A 19,851-nucleotide genomic window follows, 5' to 3' on the forward strand; every position below is an offset into this window, starting at 1 on the left:
GCAAAAATATTATTTTGTGGGAGTTTGCCCTTTTGTATGCAATGCGTTATAAGTGGCTATACTTACCATGAATAAGTTTAGTTTAACCGAAAATGATGTCTTGGGAAAGACTCGTTTTCTTTTTGTGCAAAAGGAATTTTTAAACATTTTCCTTTGCAAAAGTGCGACCAAGCTAATCGCTTGGTCATTAGCAAGTTTTCTAATCTTTCGAAATCATACACTATTTAAATGATTTTGCAAAGACCTATTATCGCTTTAATGAGGGGTGAATGAGTTGACGGGTCAACTAGTTCAGTACGGACAACACCGCCAGCGTAGAAGCTTTGCGCGTATTAAAGAGGTGCTGGAGCTTCCGAATTTAATTGAAATTCAAACAGCATCTTACGAGTGGTTCCTTGAAGAAGGGTTGCGTGAGATGTTCCGTGACATCTCTCCGATCGAAGATTTTACAGGTAATCTTTCGCTTGACTTCATCGATTATAACTTAGGCGAGCCTAAATACGATGTCGATGAATGTAAAGAACGCGACGTAACTTATGCAGCTCCATTGCGTGTGAAAGTTCGTCTGCATAACAAAGAAACAGATGAAGTGAAAGAGCAAGATGTTTTCATGGGAGACTTCCCGTTGATGACCGAAACAGGTACATTTGTCATCAATGGTGCCGAACGTGTAATTGTTTCGCAATTAGTTCGTTCTCCAAGTGTTTATTTCCATGACAAAACTGATAAAAATGGTAAAAGAGGCTTTGGAGCTACTGTCATTCCAAACCGTGGTGCCTGGTTAGAGTACGAAACAGATGCCAAGGATGTTGTGTATGTACGTATTGACCGTACACGTAAACTTCCGGTAACAGTATTATTGCGTGCGTTAGGTTTCGGTTCAGACCAAGAGATTATCGATATTCTTGGCGATAACGAGTATCTGCGCAACACATTGGAAAAAGATAATACGGATAGTACTGAAAAAGCGCTGTTAGAAATCTATGAGCGCCTTCGCCCAGGTGAACCACCTACAGTAGAAAGTGCTAAAAGCTTATTATATTCTCGTTTCTTCGATGCTAAACGCTATGATTTAGCAAACGTGGGACGTTATAAAATGAACAAAAAGCTTCACATCAAAAATCGTTTATTCAACCAAACAATTGCAGAAACGCTTGTTGATCCTGAAACGGGAGAAATTATCGTAGAAAAAGGTACAACACTTGATCGACGTAATTTAGACCGCATCATTCCTTATTTGGAAAATGGGATCGGCTTCCGTACGTTATCGCAAGTTGGCGGTGTATTGGAAGAGGATGTAACAATCCAGTCCATTAAAATTTATGCACCGAATGATGAAGCGCAAAAAGAAATCAATATTATTTCTAACGCTTATATTGATGAAGAAGTTAAAAATATTACGCCTGCCGATATCATTGCTTCTATGTCGTACTTCTTTAACTTATTGTACGGTGTGGGCAATACCGATGATATCGACCATTTAGGCAACCGTCGCTTACGTTCAGTAGGCGAATTGCTGCAAAACCAATTCCGTATCGGTTTATCCCGTATGGAACGTGTTGTGCGCGAACGTATGTCGATTAACGATACTGCGTCGATCGTGCCGCAGCAATTGATTAATATCCGTCCTGTAATTGCATCGATTAAAGAGTTCTTTGGAAGCTCTCAATTATCGCAATTCATGGACCAAACAAACCCACTTGCAGAGTTGACGCACAAACGTCGTTTATCTGCATTGGGACCTGGTGGTTTAACGCGTGAGCGTGCGGGTATGGAAGTGCGCGACGTTCACTATTCCCACTATGGACGCATGTGTCCAATCGAGACTCCAGAGGGTCCGAACATTGGATTAATTAACTCATTATCTTCCTATGCAAAAGTAAACAAATTTGGTTTCATTGAAACACCTTACCGCCGCGTGAATCCTGAAACCGGCCGAGTAACGGAGCACATTGATTACTTAACAGCAGACGAAGAAGATAACTATATCGTGGCACAAGCGAACTCCCCATTGAATCCTGATGGGTCATTTGCAAACGAAGAAGTTTTAGGCCGATTCCGTGGAGATAACACGGTCTTCAAAAGAGATCGCGTTGACTACATGGATGTATCGCCAAAACAAGTAGTATCTGCAGCGACAGCTTGTATTCCATTCCTTGAAAATGACGATTCAAACCGTGCATTAATGGGAGCGAACATGCAACGTCAAGCGGTGCCATTATTGAACCCGGAAGCTCCATTCGTTGGTACGGGTATGGAGCACGTGGATGCCCGTGATTCAGGAGCGGCTGTAGTCAACAAATACCACGGTATTGTTGAACATGTAGAAGCTCGCTCAATTCACGTCCGTCGTATTGAAGAAATCGATGGCAAAGAAGTAAAAGGTGAATTAGTGAAGTATAAACTTCAAAAATTCACTCGTTCCAACCATGGTACTTCAATTAACCAACGCCCAATCGTTAAAGTTGGCGATCGCGTTAAACCAAAAGACATTTTGGCTGATGGCCCTTCAATGGAGCAAGGAGAACTTGCGCTTGGACGCAACGTCCTGGTTGCCTTCATGACTTGGGAAGGGTTCAACTATGAAGATGCTGTAATCATGAATGAACGTCTTGTGAAAGATGATGTTTACACTTCTGTTCATATTGAAGAATATGAATCAGAGTCTCGTGATACAAAACTCGGACCTGAAGAGATTACTCGCGATATTCCAAACGTTGGTGAAGACGCGCTTCGCAACCTGGATGACCGTGGAATTATCCGTATTGGTGCGGAAGTTCGCGATGGCGATATCTTGGTAGGTAAAGTAACGCCTAAAGGGGTAACCGAGTTAACGGCAGAAGAACGTTTATTGCACGCGATTTTCGGTGAGAAAGCTCGTGAAGTTCGTGATACTTCCCTGCGTGTACCGCATGGTGCGGGTGGTATCGTTCTGGATGTTAAAGTGTTTAACCGTGAAGATGGCGACGAGTTGCCGCCAGGTGTGAACCAATTAGTTCGTGTTTATATTGTTCAAAAACGTAAAATCCGCGTAGGGGATAAAATGGCCGGACGCCATGGTAACAAAGGGGTAATTTCTCGTATCTTGCCTGAAGAAGATATGCCGTTCATGCCGGATGGAACGCCTGTTGACATCATGTTAAACCCACTTGGGGTACCTTCTCGTATGAATATCGGACAAGTATTGGAGCTTCATTTAGGTATGGCTGCTCGATACCTGGGAGTTCATATGGCAACACCAGTATTTGATGGCGCCAACGAGGAAGATGTCTGGGAAACGATGGAAGAAGCGGGGATGAACCGCGATGGTAAAACAATTCTTTATGATGGCCGCTCAGGTGAACCATTCGACAACCGCGTTTCTGTGGGTATCATGTACATGATCAAATTGGCGCACATGGTTGATGATAAACTTCACGCTCGTTCGACAGGCCCTTACTCACTTGTTACGCAACAGCCACTTGGTGGTAAAGCTCAATTTGGTGGGCAGCGTTTCGGTGAGATGGAGGTTTGGGCGCTTGAGGCATATGGTGCTGCTTATACACTTCAAGAAATTTTAACAATCAAATCCGACGACGTTGTTGGACGCGTAAAAACGTATGAAGCGATTGTTAAAGGTGAAAGTGTACCAGAACCAGGTGTTCCGGAGTCGTTCAAAGTATTGATTAAAGAACTTCAATCACTAGGGTTGGATGTTAAGATGCTAACGGTTAATGATGAAGAAGTAGAACTTCGTGATTTAGATGACGAAGATGAAATTCAACCGACTGATGCATTGATCTTGCCAGCAAACGAAAAAGAAGATGCTGTAGAATCTCTGGAATAGTCTTGATGTTTCGGGCAGGAAGAAGTTTATTCTGCCTGCCCGATTTTTATATTTTATTTTGATGGTTTTTAAATAATCGTTGAGCTTCTGAATAAAGTCGATAGAGGACTTATACTAAAAGGGAGGTAGGCTCCTTGATAGACGTTAATGAATTTGAATATATGAAAATTGGTTTGGCTTCACCCGACAAGATTCGTTCTTGGTCTTATGGGGAAGTTAAAAAACCTGAAACAATTAACTACCGTACGTTAAAACCAGAAAAAGACGGTCTGTTCTGTGAACGTATTTTCGGACCTACAAAAGACTGGGAATGTCACTGCGGTAAATATAAACGTGTACGCTATAAAGGTGTAGTTTGTGACCGCTGTGGCGTTGAAGTTACACGTGCAAAAGTTCGTCGTGAACGTATGGGTCACATTGAACTGGCGGCACCTGTATCGCATATCTGGTACTTCAAAGGAATTCCAAGCCGCATGGGGCTGCTCCTTGATATGTCGCCTCGTTCTTTGGAAGAAGTAATCTATTTTGCTTCATACGTTGTCATCGAATCAGGAGATACAAGTTTAGATAAAAAGCAACTTTTATCTGAAAAAGAATATCGTGCATACCGTGAAAAATTCGGCAACAGCTTTGAAGCCGCAATGGGTGCTGAAGCGATTAAAAAACTTCTGGAGCAAATCGATCTAGAAGAAGAAACAAACACATTAAAAGAAGAGTTGAAAACTGCTCAAGGCCAACGCCGTACTCGTGCGATTAAACGCCTTGAAGTAATCGAATCGTTCCGTAACTCCGGCAACAAACCAGAGTGGATGATTTTGGATGTCCTGCCGGTAATTCCGCCAGAGCTTCGTCCGATGGTGCAATTGGATGGCGGCCGTTTCGCAACTTCCGATTTAAATGATTTATATCGTCGCGTAATCAACCGTAATAACCGTTTAAAACGTCTATTGGATCTTGGTGCTCCAAGCATTATTGTTCAGAACGAAAAGCGTATGCTGCAAGAAGCGGTGGATGCATTAATCGACAATGGCCGTCGTGGCCGTCCTGTAACAGGTCCTGGTAACCGTCCATTAAAATCTCTATCACATATGCTGAAAGGGAAACAAGGTCGTTTCCGTCAAAACTTGCTAGGGAAACGTGTTGACTATTCAGGTCGTTCGGTTATCGTAGTAGGTCCAAACCTGAAGATGTACCAATGTGGTCTTCCTAAAGAAATGGCTATCGAATTATTCAAGCCTTTCGTAATGAAAGAACTTGTTGAACGTGGCCTGGCTCATAACATCAAGAGTGCAAAACGTAAAATCGAACGCTTGCACAATGAAGTTTGGGACGTTTTAGAAGAAGTAATCCGCGAACATCCGGTATTGCTTAACCGTGCACCAACGCTTCACAGACTTGGTATTCAGGCATTTGAGCCTACATTGGTAGAAGGTCGTGCAATTCGCCTTCACCCATTGGTTTGTACAGCATACAACGCTGACTTCGATGGTGACCAAATGGCTGTGCACGTTCCATTATCAGCTGAAGCACAAGCAGAAGCTCGTTTACTGATGCTTGCTGCCCAAAACATCTTAAACCCGAAAGATGGTAAACCGGTTGTAACACCGTCTCAAGATATGGTATTAGGAAACTACTACTTAACACTTGAGCGTGAAGGTGCCCGTGGAGAAGGTTCTGTTTTCTATGGTCCAGATGAAGTGCTGATTGCATACCAAACGGGCAATGTACACTTGCACACTCGTATTGCCGTGAAAGCAAGTTCATTAAACAATCCAACGTTTACGGAAGAACAAAATAAACAGTTCATCCTTACAACGGTAGGTAAGGTAATATTCAACGAAATTCTTCCTGAATCATTCCCTTACATTAATGAACCAACATCTGAGAACTTAGAACAAAGAACACCAGAGCGCTACTTCGCTTCATTAACGATTGATGAAGAGACATTGGAACAACTAAAAGCATCTGAAGGATATAATGATCTTTCAGACAGCGAAAAGATTGAGGCTGAGCGTAGAGCGGTGTTAGTAAAACACTTTGCTTCCGTAAAACCGATCAGTCCGTTCCGTAAAAAGTTCTTAGGAAACATCATCGCGGAAATATTCAAACGATTCCATATCACGGAAACGTCCAAAATGCTTGACCGCATGAAAGACCTAGGATTTAAATATTCAACTAAAGCCGGTATTACAGTTGCGATTTCAGACATCGTGGTATTACCGGAAAAGAATGAGATCTTAGAAGAAGCACAGAAAAAAGTGGATAAAGTATTGGTTCAATTCCGCCGTGGTTTAATCACGGAAGAAGAACGCTACGACCGTGTCATTTCGAGCTGGTCTGCGGCGAAAGACGAAATTCAGTCCAAACTGATGAACTCGTTGCCAGATACGAACCCGATCTTCATGATGAGTGACTCTGGTGCCCGTGGTAACGCATCGAACTTTACTCAGCTCGCAGGTATGCGTGGTCTGATGGCCAACCCGGCCGGCCGTATTATCGAACTTCCAATCAAATCTTCATTCCGTGAAGGTTTAACGGTATTGGAATACTTCATCTCTACTCACGGTGCTCGTAAAGGTCTAGCCGATACAGCCCTAAAAACAGCCGACTCAGGTTATTTGACTCGTCGTCTGGTTGACGTAGCGCAGGATGTAATCGTACGTGAAGATGACTGTGGCACTGACCGTGGATTGACAATCGGCGCCTTAATGGAAGGCAATGAAGTGATTGAAACGTTGGATGAACGTATTATCGGCCGTCATACGAAGAAAACAATCCACCATCCTGAAACAGGAGCGGTCATTTTAGAACGCGACCAATTAATTACACAGGATATTGCTCGTGTTATTGAAGAAGCGGGTATTGATCAAGTAACAATCCGTTCTGCATTCACATGTAATACAAAACATGGCGTATGTAAAAAATGTTATGGCATCAACTTGGCAACAGGTGAAGAGGTTGAAGTTGGGGAAGCAGTGGGTATCATTGCGGCTCAATCAATCGGGGAACCTGGTACACAGTTAACAATGCGTACATTCCACACAGGCGGGGTTGCCGGTAACGATATTACACAAGGTCTTCCGCGTATCCAAGAGATTTTCGAATCACGTAACCCTAAAGGGCAAGCGGTGATTTCTGAAATCACTGGTAAAGTTGTCGAAATCGAGGAAATCCGCGAAGGCTTGAAAGAAATCACAATCCAGGGCGACATTGAAACTCGCAAGTACCAAGCGCCATATAATGCACGCTTAAAAGTACAGCTTGATGATGAGATTAAACCTGGTCAAATTCTGACAGAAGGTTCAATTGATCCAAAACAATTATTGAAAGTTAAGGACGTTGCCACTGTACAAGAATATTTATTAAAAGAAGTTCAAAAAGTATACCGTATGCAAGGGGTAGAAATTGGAGACAAACATATCGAAGTAATGGTTCGCCAAATGCTGCGTAAAGTTCGCGTAATCGAAGCGGGCGATACTGAGCTGTTGCCAGGTTCATTATTAGATATCCACCAATTCACTGAAGCAAATAAAACGGCTATCCTGGGCGGAAAAGTACCGGCTACTTGCCGACCTGTAATCCTGGGTATTACGAAAGCTTCTTTAGAAACTGAATCATTCTTATCTGCTGCATCATTCCAAGAAACAACTCGCGTGTTAACGGATGCTGCGATTAAAGGTAAGCGCGATGAACTTCTGGGTCTGAAGGAAAATGTAATTATCGGTAAACTTGTACCAGCCGGAACTGGTATGCAGCGTTATCGCCAAATTCAAATTGAAGAACCTGAAGCAGTTGAAGAACTTACTTCGGCTGAATAATTAAAAGCGCAAGCGCCCTGCTTAGCCCCGCGTCGGCGAAAACGCCACATCCTGTGGCAACGCCGACATGACTCACATCGTGTGAGCCTCAAGCGCTGGCCGATAAGAACGCCACGTCGTGTGGCATTATCGGCACTTGCACATCCATGTGCGGCGGAGGACCCGAATCGACCTCGAGGGGCTGGGCGCTGGAGCTAGACAATTTTTTAAGAAAGAAAAAAATCCTCAGGGGAAATAACATTCCCCTGAGAGATTTTCAATAAAATATTTGACAGTTTAAATTGATAATGTTAATATACTTAAGGTTGATAGTTAACTGTCCGTACTTTGGAGGATATGAAAATGTCTTATGAAAGAGTAAAACAGGCCAGTAAAACAATCATAGGTACAAAGCAGGCAGTGAAAGCAATACGGGCGGGTCAAGTGACAGAGCTTTTTGTTGCACTTGATGCAGACAGTTGGGTAACCGATCCCGTTGTTGTTCTTGCAAAAGAAGTCGGCGTACCAGTGAGTCTCGTCGAGTCAAAAAAAGAACTTGGCAAAGCTTGTGGTATTCACGTTGGAGCTGCGGTTGTTGCAATCGCTGCAAGTTAGTTTTTGTGTAGAAACACAAAGACTTTGTTTTTACCCTAAAAATGAACCACCTGGATGTGTGGTATTAAAGAGGAATAAATGAAGGGAGGAAAAACCGATGCCTACAATTAACCAATTAGTACGTAAGCCTCGTAAATCCAAAGTAACGAAATCAGATTCACCAGCGTTGAACAAGGGATATAACAGTTTCAAAAAATCTTTAACGAATGTTAGTTCTCCTCAAAAACGTGGTGTATGTACTCGTGTTGGTACGATGACACCGAAAAAACCAAACTCAGCGTTACGTAAATACGCTCGTGTACGCTTAACTAACCAAATCGAGGTTACAGCTTACATTCCTGGTGAAGGACATAACCTACAAGAACACAGCGTAGTATTAATCCGCGGTGGACGTGTAAAAGACTTACCAGGGGTACGTTACCATATCGTACGTGGTGCTCTTGATACAGCTGGTGTTAACGGCCGTATGCAATCACGTTCTCTATACGGTACAAAACGTCCAAAAGAGAAAAAATAATTTTCTTTTCGAAGTAGCAAGAGATCATTGTTAGTATATGCAAGATTTTAAATTCATATGAATTGTGGCCACGATTTAGAATTTAAGCTCAGCTCTCAATGATCAATTTCATTAAATAAATCTGAGAAATTTTTGAAAGGAGGAAAACACATGCCTCGTAAAGGTCCTGTTTCCAAACGTGACGTGTTACCAGATCCAATTTACAATTCTAAACTAGTAACTCGTTTAATCAACAAAATGATGATTGATGGTAAAAGAGGTACTTCTCAAAAGATTTTATACGGTGCGTTCGATTTAGTTCAAGAACGTTCGGGTAAAGAAGCTTTAGAAGTATTCGAAGCTGCATTAAACAACGTAATGCCAGTTCTTGAAGTACGTGCTCGCCGTGTTGGTGGTTCTAACTACCAAGTACCAGTTGAAGTTCGTCCAGAACGCCGTATTACTTTAGGTCTTCGTTACTTAGTTAACTATTCTCGTCTTCGTGGTGAAAAAACGATGGAAGAGCGTTTAGCTAACGAAATCCTTGATGCATCTAACAACACAGGTGCTTCAGTTAAGAAACGCGAAGATATGCACAAAATGGCTGACGCTAACAAAGCATTTGCACATTATCGTTGGTAATTATTTAGACTACGTGCTGGCGACTGGCTAGTACGTAGGTTTAAATATATTTTTAGACAAACGTTATACCCAATATGGAAGGAGAAATTTCCTATGAAACGCGAATTCTCACTAGAGAATACTCGTAATATTGGGATCATGGCTCACATTGATGCTGGTAAAACAACAACAACTGAGCGTATCCTTTATTACACTGGTAAGATTCACAAAATCGGTGAAACTCACGAAGGTGCTTCTCAAATGGACTGGATGGAGCAAGAGCAAGAACGTGGTATTACAATCACGTCTGCTGCGACAACAGCTCAATGGAAAGGCAACCGCGTTAACATCATCGACACACCAGGACACGTAGACTTCACTGTTGAGGTTGAACGTTCTTTACGTGTACTTGATGGTGCAGTAACAGTACTTGATGCTCAATCAGGTGTTGAGCCGCAAACTGAAACTGTATGGCGTCAAGCTACAACTTATGGAGTTCCACGTATCGTATTCGTTAACAAAATGGATAAAATTGGTGCAGACTTCCTGTATTCAGTAGGTACTCTTCATGACCGTTTACAAGCAAACGCTCATCCAATTCAATTGCCAATCGGTGCTGAAGATCAGTTCGAAGCAATTATCGATTTAGTTGAAATGAAAGCAATCTTCTATGGTAACGACCTTGGTACTGATGTTACTGAAGGTGAAATTCCTGAAGAATACAAAGCGCAAGCTGAAGAATATCGCGAAAAACTAGTTGAAGCTGTTGCAGAACTTGATGAAGAACTTATGGAGAAATACTTCGCTGGTGAAGAAATCACAATCGAAGAGCTTAAAGCTGCTATCCGTAAAGCTACATTATCAGTACAGTTCTACCCAGTTATCTGTGGTACAGCATTCAAAAACAAAGGTGTTCAATTAATGCTTGATGCTGTAATTGACTATCTGCCAGCTCCAACAGACGTAGAAGCAATTAAAGGCGTTAATGATGATGGTGAAGAAGTTGAAAAGCATGCTAGCGATGATGAACCATTCGCTGCACTTGCCTTCAAAGTTATGACTGACCCTTATGTTGGTAAATTAACATTCTTCCGTGTGTATTCTGGTGTTTTAGAATCAGGATCATACGTACAAAACTCTACAAAAGGTAAACGTGAACGTGTAGGTCGTATCCTTCAAATGCACGCAAACTCCCGTGAAGAAATTTCACAAGTATTCTCTGGAGATATTGCTGCTGCTGTAGGTCTTAAAGATACTACAACTGGTGACACGCTTTGTGACGAGAAAGACCATGTGATTCTAGAATCTATGGAATTCCCGGAACCAGTTATCTCTTTATCTGTAGAACCTAAATCAAAAGCGGACCAAGATAAAATGGGACAAGCTTTACAAAAACTTCAAGAAGAAGATCCAACATTCCGTGCGCATACGGACCAAGAAACTGGTCAAGTTATCATCTCGGGTATGGGTGAACTTCACCTTGATATCCTGGTTGACCGTATGAAACGTGAATTTAAAGTAGAAGCTAACGTGGGTGCTCCACAGGTATCTTACCGTGAAACATTCCGCAGCTCTGCTCAAGTTCAAGGTAAATTCACTCGTCAATCTGGTGGTCGTGGTCAATACGGTGACGTATGGATCGAGTTCTCACCAAACGAAGAGGGTAAAGGCTTTGAATTTGAAAACGCTGTTGTCGGTGGGGTTGTACCTCGTGAATACATTCCAGCTGTTGAAGCAGGTCTTCGTGACTCGCTTGACCGCGGTGTAATTGCTGGCTACCCATTAATCGACATTAAAGCGAAATTATACGATGGTTCTTACCATGATGTCGATTCAAACGAAATGGCGTTTAAAATCGCCGCTTCTATGGCATTAAAAGCTGCTGCTTCTAAATGTAACCCAGTTCTTTTAGAACCTGTGATGAAAGTAGAAGTAGTAATTCCAGAAGAATATCTTGGTGATATTATGGGTAACATCACTTCTCGCCGCGGACGTGTAGAAGGTATGGAAGCTCGTGGTAACGCTCAAGTTGTTCGTGCAATGGTTCCACTTGCTGAAATGTTTGGATATGCGACTACTTTACGTTCTGCAACGCAAGGTCGTGGTGTATTCTCAATGGTATTCGATCACTACGAAGAAGTACCAAAATCAATTTCAGAAGAGATCATCAAAAAAAATAAAGGTGAATAATTGAAATTTCATCTTGTATCAAGTATAAATAATTTGTAAGCTATGATTGACTGGCTGACATGGGCCCTTATCAGCCAGCAGTTGTAACATAAAAAAATAATAAACATATAACTAGGAGGCTAACTCTAATGGCTAAAGAAAAATTTGACCGTTCAAAAACGCATGCTAACATTGGTACAATTGGACACGTTGACCATGGTAAAACTACATTAACTGCTGCTATCGCTACAGTTCTTTCTAAAAAAATGGGTGGTACAGCTAAATCATACGCTGATATCGATAACGCTCCAGAAGAAAAAGAACGCGGTATCACAATCAACACTTCTCACGTTGAGTACGAAACTGAAACTCGTCACTATGCGCACGTTGACTGCCCAGGACACGCTGACTATGTTAAAAACATGATCACTGGTGCTGCTCAAATGGACGGCGGTATCCTAGTAGTATCTGCTGCTGACGGCCCAATGCCACAAACTCGTGAGCACATCCTTTTATCTCGTCAAGTAGGTGTACCTTACCTAGTAGTATTCATGAACAAATGTGATATGGTTGACGACGAAGAATTATTAGAATTAGTAGAAATGGAAATCCGTGACCTACTATCTGAATATGACTTCCCAGGCGACGATATTCCTGTAATCAAAGGTTCTGCTCTTAAAGCTCTTGAAGGTGAACCAGAATGGGAAGAAAAAATCGTTGAATTAATGGACGCTGTAGACAGCTACATCCCAACTCCAGAACGTCAAACTGACAAACCATTCATGATGCCAGTAGAGGACGTATTCTCTATCACTGGTCGTGGTACAGTTGCAACTGGTCGTGTAGACCGTGGTCAAGTTAAAGTTGGTGACGTTGTTGAAATCGTTGGTCTAGCTGAAGAAGCAAAATCAACTACTGTAACTGGTGTTGAAATGTTCCGTAAATTATTAGACTATGCTGAAGCTGGAGACAACATCGGTGCTTTACTTCGTGGTGTAGCTCGTGAAGATATCCAACGTGGACAAGTATTGGCTAAACCAGGCTCAATCACTCCACACACAACTTTCAAAGCAGAAGTTTACGTTTTATCAAAAGAAGAAGGTGGACGTCACACTCCTTTCTTCTCTAACTACCGTCCTCAGTTCTACTTCCGTACAACTGACGTAACTGGTGTTATCAACTTACCAGAAGGCGTTGAAATGGTAATGCCTGGTGACAACATCGAAATGAACGTTGAATTAATCTCTCCAATCGCTCTTGAAGAAGGTACTAAATTCTCTATCCGTGAGGGTGGCCGTACTGTAGGAGCTGGAGTAGTAGCTTCTATCCAAAAATAATTTTAGCCTAGCTAAAACTTTCCAACCAATTCGTGGGGACGCCTGCGAATTGGTTTTTTTTGTTTTAAAACTCTATTTTGTAAAGTTTTCCCTGCCTTCAATGGTACAATGAAAGGAAGGAGGGATGATATGGAGACAAAAATTTTACTGATTGAAGATGATCGATCAATATTTGAAATGATTCAGGAACGCTTTTGCGGCTGGCAATTGGAGGTAATCGGTCCGCCTGACTTTCAAAAAGTGATGGATTATTTTATTGTAGAGAAACCGCAATTGGTAATTATTGATATCCAATTGCCTGCTTTTGATGGATTTCACTGGTGTCGAGAAATCCGAATGATATCTAAGGTCCCGATTATCTTTTTATCATCCCGTGATCACCCTATGGATATGGTTATGGCCATGCAGATGGGAGCAGATGATTTCGTACAAAAGCCATTTCACATGGAAGTCTTATTAGCGAAAGTACAGGCACTGTTGCGACGTGCATATGACTATACTGATAAAAATACAGATCTTGTCCGGTGGAATAAAGCAACCGTTGACTATGCAAGAGGGATGGTTTTTCTAAAAGAAAAGTCATGTGAGCTGACGAAAAATGAGCTGTATATTTTGCGAATTCTTTTGCAGCAGATTGATAAAATCGTCTCCCGGGATGAATTAATGCGCAAACTTTGGGATGATGAACGGTTCGTCAATGATAATACTTTAACGGTGAATGTTAACCGGTTACGTATGAAGCTTGAAGAAATCGGGTTGGAAGAGGTCATTGTGACAAAAAAAGGGTTAGGGTATATGGCGATTACACTTTAGAGGTGAGCAATGTTTCTATTATTTCTTAAAGAGCGGTGGATATGGATTGCTTTTATGATTTCGCTTCTTTTATTTATTAATTTACTTTTCTATTTAGACACGGGGTTATCAGGAATATCAGTCGGCTACTTTAATATTGTCGTATTTTCAATCTTCACCGTGTTTTTAATATGGCGGTATATTAAGGAAGTTGGCGAATTGAGGGATTTCCTGGGAAATTTGTCGAGAGAAGAAGTGGTTATTGATTTCGAAAGTATGAGCCTTTCTCCGTTTCAACGTAAGTACCTAGAGCAACTTCATGCAATACTTGGTGAAAAGGAACAGCTGTTGAATCGAACTAAAAATAAATTGATGGAAGATACGGAGGATTTGCTCGCATGGGTTCATGAAATGAAAACACCCCTTACTGCAATGAAATTAATGATTGAACAGGTAGATGATTTAAAAGTGCGCTCCCGGCTCGAAAATGAATGGATGAGAACCCATTTGTTATTGGACCAGCAACTACATAATACAAGATTGGCTTCAATCGAAAAGGATAATCGCTTGGAGAAATTCCCTTTGAAGTCGGTTATCTTCAAGGAAATTAAGGAATTCCAGCCTTGGTGCATGGAAAAGGGTATTGGCTTTCAAGTGGAAGAGCTTAACGGAGAAGTGGTTTCCGATAAAAAATGGCTTGCTTTTATCGTGCGCCAGTTATTATCTAATGCGATTAAATATAGCCATGAAAACGAGGAGATTAAAATCTATACGGAAGAAGACAAATTAGGTCATTTGCTTCTTCATATAGAAGATGACGGCATTGGAATCTCGTCGGAAGACTTGCCGCGTATTTTCCATAAATCCTATACAGGCACAATCGGAAGAGAGTCTGTCCAGTCCACAGGAATGGGTCTATTTCTGGCACAGAATGCTTGCGAAAAGCTTGGAATTCGCATTACTGTAGAATCCCACCTAAACAAAGGGTCCACATTTACTTTACAGTTTCCTTTGCAAAATGAATATCAAAACGTCTTTGGTAGATGACAGAATTGTCACCTACCATTTTATTTTGTCATGTTAAACGAAGGTAGACAGCAACAATAAAAGCTACAATTAAGATAATGAACGAAAGGGGCGAAAACAATGGCAGTTCTAGTGGGCAGAAAGATAAGAAAAGTCTATGGAAAAAAGTCTACAGCACAGGAAGTGTTGAAAGGTATAGATTTGGAAGTAAATAAAGGTGAGTTTGTCGGAATCATGGGGCCATCGGGTTCAGGGAAAACCACCTTGCTAAATGTATTATGTTCCATCGATTATCCGACAGAAGGAGTCGTGGAGATTAATGGCCAAAGTTTAAGTGGATTCAAGGAAAAGGCACTAGCCAAATTTAGACGTGAACAGCTCGGATTCATCTTTCAGGACTATAATTTGCTGGATACGTTAACGGTGAAAGAAAATATCTTGCTGCCGTTTTCCATAAGCAAGCTTCCGAAAGCCGTTGCAGAGAGCCGTTTAAAAGAACTGGTGGGATTATTGGATATTGAAGATATTTTGAATAAATATCCGAATGAGATTTCGGGAGGGCAGAAACAAAGAACTTCTGCTGCTCGTGCACTGATTACAAGTCCAACGCTTGTATTTGCCGATGAACCTACTGGTGCCCTTGATTCCAAATCGGCAAATGCGCTATTGACGAATTTGGAAAAGATCAATCAGCAAAAGACTGCCACAATCATGATGGTGACGCATGATGCAGTGGCGGCCAGCTTTTGCTCGAGAGTTTTGTTTTTAAAGGATGGAGCAATTTATACTGAATTGTATAGAGGGGATAAAACAAGACAACAGTTTTTCCAGCAAATCTTGAGTACGCAAAGTGTACTGGGTGGTGACGGCTATGACGCTTAGTCGATTAGTCTTCAGAAGCATGAGAAAAAACGTAAAACAATATTATCTATATTTCTTTGCGCTGATCTTTAGCGTGACATTATGTTTTTCGTTTACAACGCTCCAATATAATCCGAGTGTAGTAGAAGCGCTTGAGCTGAGCAGAACTGCATCGGCAGGGTTTAAAGCGGCCAGTTATATTTTGTATTTTATTATTACCTTGTTTGTACTGTATGCGAATCAGCTGTTTATGAAGAGACGCAGCAAAGAAATCGGACTCTACCAGTTGATCGGTATGACAAAAGGTTTGGTAGTCCGTTTGATTGCATTGGAAAATATTGTTTTGTTTGTTGTGGCCGTTTGTGCCGGAATGGTGATCGGCTACTTTAGCTCGCGCTTATTTGCCATGGCCCTCCTGCAGCTATTGGAAATTGATATGGTCATCAACCTGGCTTTCTCCCAGGAAGCGCTTAAGCAATCTATTATTATCTTTAGCATTTTATTAGTGGTTATTATATTGCAGCTGGTGTGGATGATTCGAAGAGTTTCCTTATTATCCCTGTTTAGTGCAACGAAGCAGGCGGATGAGCGTGTGAAGCGTTTTAGCATCTTCCATTCCGTAATGGGGCTGATTGGATTGCTCTTGATCGCCTTTGGCTATTACCAATCGACCATGTTATTTGATGTCGAAAAATCTGCTATGTTTGAAAATTTATATTTACACATGCTGGTCATTTTGGGTTCCACGGTGTTGGGGACGTTTTTATTCTTCCGCTATTCTGTATCGCTTATTATGAATACGGTTCGTGCCAATAAGAAAGGGCATTTAAAAGTAACGGATGTGCTTGCCGTCACGCCAATAATGCACAGAATGAAGAGCAATGCAAAGTCCTTAACGCTGATTACACTATTAACAGGATTGGCTGTAGGCATTATGACCTTGTCGTATATTTCATATTATTCTGCTGAAACGAAAGCAAGACAAGTTTCCCCGTATGACTACATTCTATTAAACAACCAAGGGAATGAATTTATACAACAGCTTGACCAAGAGGGGGTTGAATACAATATTGATACGTATGAAATTGCGACGGTAAATTTGAACATCAAAGATTTGGTTTCAGATACCCTACAAGATAGTCCCTTGTTTGAAGGGGATTCTACTACACCTGTTATTTCTCTAAGTAATTTTCAACAACGAGTGCATGAAGTGCAACTTCAAAATGAAGAAGCGTTTATTACAAGTTACGCGGATATAATAGCGGAAGTGCTGCCTATCCATGCAGGAAGAGAAATTGTGGTGAAAGCAGGAGAAACCGAAATTCCTATCTATATTACTGAAATCCGAGAAGATTATTTACTATCCAACATCGTGTCCTATGGTAGTCCACTTGTTGTGGTCCAAGATGCGCTGTTCGAGGAAATTCAGGAGAACAACACGGAACCAGAGCGCATAAGTTCGCAAATCGGTATTAACCTGGTTCACGAGGGAGATAAAGAAAAGGCGGAGGAAATCTATTCGAGCCTCGCTGATCAAAGAACCGTCGAGTTAAATGATAAGTATACGGATACTTTTGTACAAAGTTCCTATGAAGAAGTACGAAAACAGAATGTAGCGGTATTTGGGTTAACCATCTTTGTAACAGCCTTTTTAGGGTTGGCCTTCTTGCTGACGACGGGGAGCATCCTTTACTTTAAACAAATGGCAGAAGCCGAAGAAGAAAGAGAGTCATACAACATCCTGCGCAAGATTGGATTTTCCAAGGCGGATATATTAAAAGGAATTTATGCAAAGCAAGTTTTTAATTTTGGCGTCCCGTTGGTGATTGGGCTGCTTCATAGCTATTTTGCAGTAAAATCAGGATGGTGGCTGTTTGGCTCTGAACTGGTGGCGCCGCTACTCATCATAATGGTGCTCTATATTGTTCTGTATACGGTATTTGCGGTTCTTTCCATCCAATATTATAAAAGAGTGGTGAACAATTCTTTATAATAGAAGAAAGTCTTAATCATATTCAAAATCGCTCCTCGATTTATGGGGGAGCGATTTAACGTATTTCAGGAAGCAACGTGAAAATTTACCTATGAATCTTATGAAGAAATTATTTGATATAGGACACGATTTCTTATATACTAATAAAGGCTTTAAAACAGATGTTGAAAAGCGATTTGTATATAAAGACAACAGTTTAAAAGAATTTAGCAAATAACACTTGCTTATTCTTTTTTTATTGTGTATACTGAATAACGTTGGTCTTTGACTGCGATGAAGCGGGAGGTTGCCGACACACCCGGCCGCTTTGCCATGGCGAGTGTGTGGGAAATTTCCGTGGAGAATGTCTAGTAATTAGGCGAAAAAAAGGAGGGAAAATAATGGCAAAACAAAAGATTCGTATCCGTTTAAAAGCGTATGATCACCGTGTTTTAGATCAATCTGCTGAGAAAATTGTGGAAACTGCTAAACGTTCAGGTGCAAGTGTATCAGGTCCGATTCCGTTACCAACTGAAAAGTCTGTGTACACAATTCTTCGTGCGGTTCACAAGTACAAAGATTCTCGTGAACAATTCGAAATGCGTACGCATAAACGTTTAATCGACATCATTAACCCAACACCACAAACTGTTGATGCGTTAATGAAACTTGATTTACCATCTGGCGTTGATATCGAAATCAAACTTTAATGGTAAAAACAAATAGAAACTTTTTAATAATCACAGGAGGTGTGACAAATGGCTAAAGGAATCTTAGGTAGAAAAGTTGGTATGACACAAGTTTTCGCTGAGAACGGCGACTTAATCCCTGTAACAGTAATTGAAGCTGCTCCAAACGTAGTTCTTCAAAAGAAAACTGTTGAAACAGACGGTTACGAAGCAGTTCAAGTTGGTTTCGAAGATAAGCGTGCAAAGCTTTCTAACAAACCAGAACAAGGTCACGTAGCAAAAGCGAATACTGCTCCTAAGCGCTTCATTCGTGAATTCCGCAACGTAAACGTGGAAGAGTACGAGGTTGGTCAAGAAGTCAAAGTAGAAATTTTCGCAGAAGGCGATGTAGTAGATGTAACGGGTATTACGAAAGGTAAAGGTTTCCAAGGTGTTATTAAACGCCACGGACAATCTCGTGGTCCTATGGCCCACGGTTCACGTTACCACCGTCGTCCTGGTTCAATGGGTCCAGTTGCTCCGAACCGCGTATTCAAACAAAAGAAATTACCTGGTCAAACTGGTGGAACTGTAGTTACAATCCAAAACTTAGAAATCGTTCGAGTTGATGCTGATCGTAACTTGCTATTAGTTAAAGGTAATGTTCCTGGTTCTAAAAAAGCTTTAGTTACAGTTAAAACAGCTGTAAAATCTAAATAATTTCCCGAAGAAAGGAGGAAACAGGAATGGCAAAGGTATCTGTACTTAGTCAAACAGGCGCTTCTGTTGGTGAAATCGAATTAAACGACGCAGTATTCGGCATTGAACCAAACGAAGCAGTATTATTCGACGCAGTAGTTGCACAACGCGCTTCTCTTCGTCAAGGTAACCATAAAGTAAAAACTCGTTCCGAAGTTGCTGGTGGTGGACGTAAACCATGGCGTCAAAAAGGAACTGGCCGTGCTCGTCAAGGTTCTATCCGCTCTCCACAATGGCGTGGCGGTGGTACTGTATTCGGACCGACTCCACGTAGCTACAGCTACAAATTACCTAAGAAAGTTCGTCGCTTAGCTCTTAAATCTGCTTTATCTTCTAAAGTAGTAGAACAAAACCTATTAGTATTGGATGCATTACAATTAAACGCACCAAAAACTAAAGATTTCAAAGCGATTCTAGGTAACCTAAACATCGATAAAAAAGCTTTGTTTGTTACAGCTGAACTAGATGAGAACGTAGCATTATCAGCTCGCAACATCCCTGGTGTAACAGTTTTAACGGCTTCTGGAATCAACGTTCTTGATCTATTGGGTCATGATAAAGTTGTATTCACGAAAGCTGCAGTAGAAAAAGTTGAGGAGGTGCTTGGATAATGGAAGCACGTGATATCTTAAAACGTCCGGTCATTACTGAGCGTTCTTCTGAGCTTATGGCTGAGAAAAAATACACTTTTGAAGTTGATGTTCGCGCAAACAAAACTCAAGTTAAAGATGCTGTAGAAGCAATCTTTGATGTAAAAGTTGATAAAGTTAACATCATGAACTACAAAGGCAAATTCAAACGCGTTGGTAAATTCGGCGGATACACAAACAAACGTCGTAAAGCAATCGTTAAATTAGCTGCAGACAGCAAAGAAATCGAAATTTTCGATATCTAATTCAGATATGAACATTT

15 protein-coding genes are annotated in these 19,851 nt (G+C 41.3%); all 15 read left to right on the forward strand.

Features of this window, described 5'->3' with window-relative positions:
• Window positions 1-265 precede the first annotated feature (265 nt).
• The 15 genes from rpoB (at window position 266) to rplW (ending at window position 19,834) form a co-directional block, all read left to right on the forward strand.
• Entirely contained in the window at window positions 266-3,826 is a 3,561-nt protein-coding gene (rpoB, locus tag D1B33_RS11405) for a DNA-directed RNA polymerase subunit beta (protein ID WP_199677400.1), read from the forward strand.
• Window positions 3,827-3,960: 134 nt separating this feature from the next.
• Window positions 3,961-7,644, forward strand: coding sequence for a DNA-directed RNA polymerase subunit beta' (rpoC, locus tag D1B33_RS11410; RefSeq protein ID WP_118876528.1), 3,684 nt, complete (start codon window positions 3,961-3,963; stop codon window positions 7,642-7,644).
• A gap of 342 nt (window positions 7,645-7,986) precedes the next feature.
• Window positions 7,987-8,238 (forward strand): ribosomal L7Ae/L30e/S12e/Gadd45 family protein, encoded by a 252-nt coding sequence (locus D1B33_RS11415; protein WP_118876529.1) that lies wholly within the window; start codon window positions 7,987-7,989, stop codon window positions 8,236-8,238.
• A gap of 97 nt (window positions 8,239-8,335) precedes the next feature.
• Window positions 8,336-8,755, forward strand: coding sequence for a 30S ribosomal protein S12 (gene rpsL, locus D1B33_RS11420; RefSeq protein ID WP_118876530.1), 420 nt, complete (start codon window positions 8,336-8,338; stop codon window positions 8,753-8,755).
• A gap of 150 nt (window positions 8,756-8,905) precedes the next feature.
• Window positions 8,906-9,376 (forward strand): 30S ribosomal protein S7, encoded by a 471-nt coding sequence (rpsG, locus tag D1B33_RS11425; protein WP_118876531.1) that lies wholly within the window; start codon window positions 8,906-8,908, stop codon window positions 9,374-9,376.
• Window positions 9,377-9,469: 93 nt separating this feature from the next.
• Window positions 9,470-11,545, forward strand: coding sequence for an elongation factor G (fusA, locus tag D1B33_RS11430; RefSeq protein ID WP_118876532.1), 2,076 nt, complete (start codon window positions 9,470-9,472; stop codon window positions 11,543-11,545).
• 128 nt (window positions 11,546-11,673) lie between these two features.
• On the forward strand, window positions 11,674-12,861 hold the full coding sequence (gene tuf, locus D1B33_RS11435; protein WP_118876533.1) for an elongation factor Tu: 1,188 nt from the start codon (window positions 11,674-11,676) through the stop codon (window positions 12,859-12,861).
• A gap of 129 nt (window positions 12,862-12,990) precedes the next feature.
• Complete coding sequence (locus tag D1B33_RS11440; RefSeq protein ID WP_118876534.1) at window positions 12,991-13,674, forward strand: response regulator transcription factor; 684 nt, start codon at window positions 12,991-12,993, stop codon at window positions 13,672-13,674.
• Between the two features lie 9 nt (window positions 13,675-13,683).
• Window positions 13,684-14,700 carry a sensor histidine kinase gene (locus D1B33_RS11445; RefSeq protein ID WP_118876535.1) on the forward strand — a complete coding sequence of 339 codons (1,017 nt, stop codon included), beginning with the start codon at window positions 13,684-13,686 and terminating at the stop codon, window positions 14,698-14,700.
• 99 nt (window positions 14,701-14,799) lie between these two features.
• A complete protein-coding gene (locus D1B33_RS11450; protein ID WP_118876536.1) occupies window positions 14,800-15,561 on the forward strand; it encodes an ABC transporter ATP-binding protein in 762 nt (253 codons plus the stop codon).
• The gene (locus D1B33_RS11455) at window positions 15,551-17,533 is read left to right on the forward strand and encodes an FtsX-like permease family protein (RefSeq protein WP_118876537.1); all 1,983 of its coding nucleotides are present in this window, start codon (window positions 15,551-15,553) and stop codon (window positions 17,531-17,533) included. The genes D1B33_RS11450 and D1B33_RS11455 overlap by 11 nt, the downstream gene beginning before the upstream one ends.
• Window positions 17,534-17,913: 380 nt before the next feature.
• Window positions 17,914-18,222, forward strand: coding sequence for a 30S ribosomal protein S10 (gene rpsJ / locus D1B33_RS11460; RefSeq protein ID WP_036172433.1), 309 nt, complete (start codon window positions 17,914-17,916; stop codon window positions 18,220-18,222).
• 48 nt (window positions 18,223-18,270) lie between these two features.
• Window positions 18,271-18,900, forward strand: a complete 630-nt coding sequence (gene rplC / locus D1B33_RS11465; protein WP_118876538.1) for a 50S ribosomal protein L3 — start codon at window positions 18,271-18,273, stop codon at window positions 18,898-18,900.
• A gap of 26 nt (window positions 18,901-18,926) precedes the next feature.
• Window positions 18,927-19,550, forward strand: a complete 624-nt coding sequence (gene rplD / locus D1B33_RS11470) for a 50S ribosomal protein L4 (RefSeq protein ID WP_118876539.1) — start codon at window positions 18,927-18,929, stop codon at window positions 19,548-19,550.
• Entirely contained in the window at window positions 19,550-19,834 is a 285-nt protein-coding gene (gene rplW / locus D1B33_RS11475) for a 50S ribosomal protein L23 (protein ID WP_118876540.1), read from the forward strand. Before rplD ends, rplW begins: the two co-directional genes overlap by 1 nt.
• The last annotated feature ends 17 nt before the right edge of the window (window positions 19,835-19,851 follow it).

This window comes from Ureibacillus yapensis (assembly GCF_003515775.1).
Lineage (GTDB): Bacteria > Bacillota > Bacilli > Bacillales_A > Planococcaceae > Ureibacillus > Ureibacillus yapensis.